The organism is Synergistaceae bacterium, from assembly GCA_012521675.1.
In the GTDB taxonomy this organism is placed as follows: Bacteria; Synergistota; Synergistia; order Synergistales; family Aminobacteriaceae; genus JAAYLU01.
Window position 1 is genome coordinate 1 of sequence record JAAYLU010000014.1, and the last position, 4,058, is coordinate 4,058.

Here is a 4,058-nt window from a genome sequence, read left to right on the forward strand (position 1 = left end):
ACCCCCGAGGATTCGATGGCGTGGGGCAGATCATACAGGGAGGCGCCGGAGGTGGACGGCCTCGTCGGAATTTATGACGGTGGTTCGCTTGAAGAAGGCGCCTTTGTGGAGGTGCTCGTAACAGATGTTGAAGAACATGATCTCTTCGCGCAAATACCAGGGACCCAGGGATTTTGAGTGGTGCGTCAGCACCCTGTGCGGACTGGGTTTTCACTCCTCCATGCCGGGGACTCTGGGCTCAGTCGCCGCTTTTCTTGTGTACATCCTATTCCCTGTCCCCCGCTATATTATCCTGGCCACGGTTATACTTGGCATCTATGTCTCGGATGCATACTCCGCCAGGAAAGGGGTCTCCGACCCGAGTGAAGTGATAATTGACGAGGTGGCGGGCGTCTGGATAGCCATGGACTCTCTGCCCCCCTTCCTGTTCTTGCCGGCTCTATTTCTCTTCAGGGTGATAGACATAATCAAGCCCTTCCCGGTGAACGCCTTCGAACGCCTTCCCGGAGGATGGGGAATAATGGCCGACGACTGCGTTGGCGGGCTGATCGTCAATCTCATCCTTATAGCGCTGCAGCGGTTTTTTTCGGTATGATTCATACACACTAGATGGGGAGGAGTGGAAGATTTTGAGACAGGCGGTTCTTATCGCACTGGGGGACGAGCTGCTCAGTGGAGTAAGGCGTGAAGGAAATTGCAGTATTCTCGCCAACCGTCTTACTCAAGCCGGGTGGAAGATCCTCAGGATCGAGATACTGCCGGACGGCCCCGACGTGCTGGAGGACGTATTGCCCCCCTACTACGGAGAGGTGGACCTCGTCGTTATCTCCGGAGGATTGGGGCCGACGCACGACGACTGCACCAGGTTCGCCATAGCGCGTCTTTTGAATGTTCCCCTCCGGGTCGACCGACCAGCATACGAAAGGATACTGGATCGCTACCCTCCGGATATGAGGGCCAACCTCGAGAGATGCGCCGAGTCCCAGGGCTCCATTCCCGTTGGGGCCAAGGCCGTTCACAACCCTGTTGGTTCCGCGCTGGGCATCTCGTTCGTCAAAGAGGGGACTCGCGTCTACGCCTTTCCGGGAGTGCCGGCCGAGTTTGCTGCGATGGTGGAACAGGAGCTGGCGTCCGACCTGGCCCGGAGCGAAAGAGGAGTGAGGTCGGTCGTGGTCGCCGGATGGGCGGAGAGCCTGTTGAAGGACAGGGTAGCCGAACTCACCGGGGACGAGTCGCTTCAGGTCTCCATCCTCCCGTCGGCAGGCACGGTGGAAATTGTCGTCAAGGGCGAGCTGGACAGGGTGGACAGAGCGGTAGGTCAGATCAGAAGCACGTTCTCCGACGACTGCCTGACCGAAGGACGTAACTCGGTCGCCGAAGACCTGCTCCTGGTCGCGAGAGAGAAAGGGCTCACGATCTCTTGCGCCGAGTCCTGCACGGGGGGTCTCGTGAGCGCGGCCATGACCGATGTTCCTGGAAGCTCGGCCTCCTTCCTCGGAGGCGCTGTGTGCTACAGCAATCAGTCCAAAATGGACATCCTGTCCGTCCCGGAGGAAACCCTGAGAGATCACGGAGCGGTAAGCGAGGAGTGCGCGCTCTTCATGGCAAGGGGCGCCATCGCACGGTTCCGCTCGTCCGTCGCCGTAGCCACGACCGGGATAGCAGGTCCGGATGGAGGCTCGGACGACAAGCCGGTCGGGACCGTCTGCTTTTCTATCTCAGGCGTCTGCGGGGAAGAATCATTCACACAGCGCTTCCCGGGAGGGCGTTATCGGGTCAGAATTTGGGCCCGAAACCGGGCGCTGAACATCCTGAGAAAGGCTCTTCTAAGGGTAAATAATGATGACTGAGACTATAAGGGCCTTCCTTTGCGTGGAGCTGTCCACAGAGGCCAAGCAGGCGCTTTATCAGTCCACCGCACCCTTAAGGACCTCCTTTCCCTCGCTTAAATGGGTAAAACCTGAGTGCCTGCACATAACCCTGAAGTACCTTGGCGAGCTCAAAAAGACCAGGATCGATTCTATAGCCGAATCCATGGAGCAGTCATTGACCCCGAATCCGCCAGCCTCTTTCGATCTGCGCTGCGGCTCGCTCGGCGCTTTCCCCGGCTTCAAGAGAGTAAGGACTCTCTATGCGAAAGTGCTTGGGGAGCTGGAGAGTCTGTCGCACCTTGCCGCCATAAGCGAGAAGGCGGCCGTAGCGAACGGACTTCCCCGTGAAAAGCGCCCCTTCATGCCGCACATAACCCTTGCTCGCTCTAGAAACCCCGAACCCATGCCCCCGGACGACTCCTTCCCCGGAAGGCCGATCGAATGGAATGTCTCCTCGGTCGCCCTGATGAAAAGCGACCTTAGACCCACCGGAAGCGTCTATACGAGAATAAGAATCTGGAGGCTGGGAGAATAGCGACCTCGCGGCGCGACACGGACGAATCTGCACCCGAACACGCGTCCGAGGAGGAGCTCAGGATCTTATGAAGCAGTTCAGCCATGACTAACTTGCGGACGATATCTAAGCATACTATAATTAACACATATGCTTACGCTCAGTATTAGTGATGCGGGCGTGTGCAACGACAAAATCATGCCGGCATTCAACTATCGAAGGGGGGTTTTTCTTCTTGGCAAAGAAAAAAGCGTCGCAGACAAGAGAGGACATACTTGAACTGGCCATCGAAGATATCCGCAGTAAATTCGGCGATGGTTCCATAATGAGGCTCGGTGATTCCTTCAAGACGGCCGTCGAGGTGATACCAACGGGAATTCTCCCGCTCGACGTGGCACTTGGCATAGGAGGACTCCCTCGCGGGAGGATAGTCGAGGTATTCGGCCCGGAGGGGTCGGGAAAGACCACTGTCTCCCTTCACGCGGTGGCGGAGGCGCAAAAGGCGGGAGGAGTGGCGGCCTTCATCGATGCTGAGCACGCGCTCGACCCGCGCCTTGCGCACAATCTCGGGGTGGACGTAGAAGCTCTGTACGTAGCTCAGCCGGACAGCGGCGAGCAGGCCCTCTACGTCCTGGACACCCTGGTTCGAAGCAGCGCTGTCGACATCGTAGTGATCGACTCGGTCGCGGCATTGACGCCGCAAGCGGAGATCGACGGCAAAATCGGCGACAGCCAGGTGGGGTTGCAGGCCAGGTTGATGTCCTACGCACTTAGACGTCTGACATCCGCGATTTCAAAGAGCAATTGTGTCGTCGTCTTCATCAACCAGCTTCGGGCGAAGATCAGCACAGGTTACTCGCAGGGCCCCCAGGAGACGACCACGGGCGGCAGGGCGTTGAAGTTCTACAGCTCGGTTCGCATCGATGTCAAACGAGGGAAAGGTGTCACAAAGGGCGATGACACCATAGGACACGAACTGTGGATGAAGGTTGTGAAAAACAAACAAGCGCCCCCCTTCAAAACCGCTCACTGCACCCTCATGTATGGAAGAGGAGTCCCGAAGGGCATGGCCATACTAGATATGGCGATCGACCAAAACGTTGTAAAAAGACGTGGCTCCTGGCTTGCCTACAAAGGAGAGACCCTCGGGCAGGGCAAGGATGCCGTATCACAGTACATCGAAGGGCATCCGGAACTCATGGAGGAAATTTCAACCGAAGTTCTCTCTCACACCTCCGATGGACTTGGCATTTCGATAACGGAAGCAGAGAAAGACCCTCCTGCGGATGCGGAAGAGGATATCATCTCCTCTCTCACGCTTGAGGAGGGAGTCCTGGAGCTGGCCTCGGAGGAAGAAGAAGATTAGGACGCTCATAAAACTCGCATTTCGAAATGAAGTCCCTGGAGAGCGACGGCGATCTAGAAATATCGCTCTTTTACGTGTTTGAAGAATAAATTCATAAGTCTAGGCATTGACAACCAGTCTGTTTTTCGATATAATCATTTGGCTCGCGAAAAAGCGTAACTTGGGCGAGTCTTGAACCTTGACAGTCTTATAAGAGCGAGATAAGCATGATAAATCAGCGAACAGCAATAATCCGAGAGTTTGATCCTGGCTCAGGACGAACGCTGGCGGCGTGCTTAACACATGCAAGTTGTACGGTCTTGTGCTA

General features: G+C 56.4%; 5 protein-coding genes and 1 other annotated feature. All 5 genes read left to right on the forward strand.

Annotation, left to right across the window (positions count from 1 at the left end):
* On the forward strand, positions 1-177 hold a 177-nt coding region (locus tag GX181_01340), incomplete at its 5' end, for a 30S ribosomal protein S12 methylthiotransferase RimO (protein ID NLM70590.1).
* Positions 137-595 (forward strand): phosphatidylglycerophosphatase A, encoded by a 459-nt coding sequence (locus tag GX181_01345; GenBank protein ID NLM70591.1) that lies wholly within the window; start codon positions 137-139, stop codon positions 593-595. The genes GX181_01340 and GX181_01345, both read left to right, overlap by 41 nt.
* A 34-nt stretch (positions 596-629) precedes the next feature.
* Positions 630-1,850, forward strand: a complete 1,221-nt coding sequence (locus tag GX181_01350; GenBank protein NLM70592.1) for a nicotinamide-nucleotide amidohydrolase family protein — start codon at positions 630-632, stop codon at positions 1,848-1,850.
* Positions 1,840-2,406 (forward strand): RNA 2',3'-cyclic phosphodiesterase, encoded by a 567-nt coding sequence (gene thpR, locus GX181_01355; GenBank protein ID NLM70593.1) that lies wholly within the window; start codon positions 1,840-1,842, stop codon positions 2,404-2,406. Before GX181_01350 ends, thpR begins: the two co-directional genes overlap by 11 nt.
* Before the next feature lie 214 nt (positions 2,407-2,620).
* On the forward strand, positions 2,621-3,751 hold the full coding sequence (gene recA / locus GX181_01360; protein NLM70594.1) for a recombinase RecA: 1,131 nt from the start codon (positions 2,621-2,623) through the stop codon (positions 3,749-3,751).
* Positions 3,752-3,979: 228 nt separating this feature from the next.
* Positions 3,980-4,052, forward strand: a sequence feature (possible 16S ribosomal RNA but 16S or 23S rRNA prediction is too short).
* Positions 4,053-4,058: the final 6 nt, after the last annotated feature.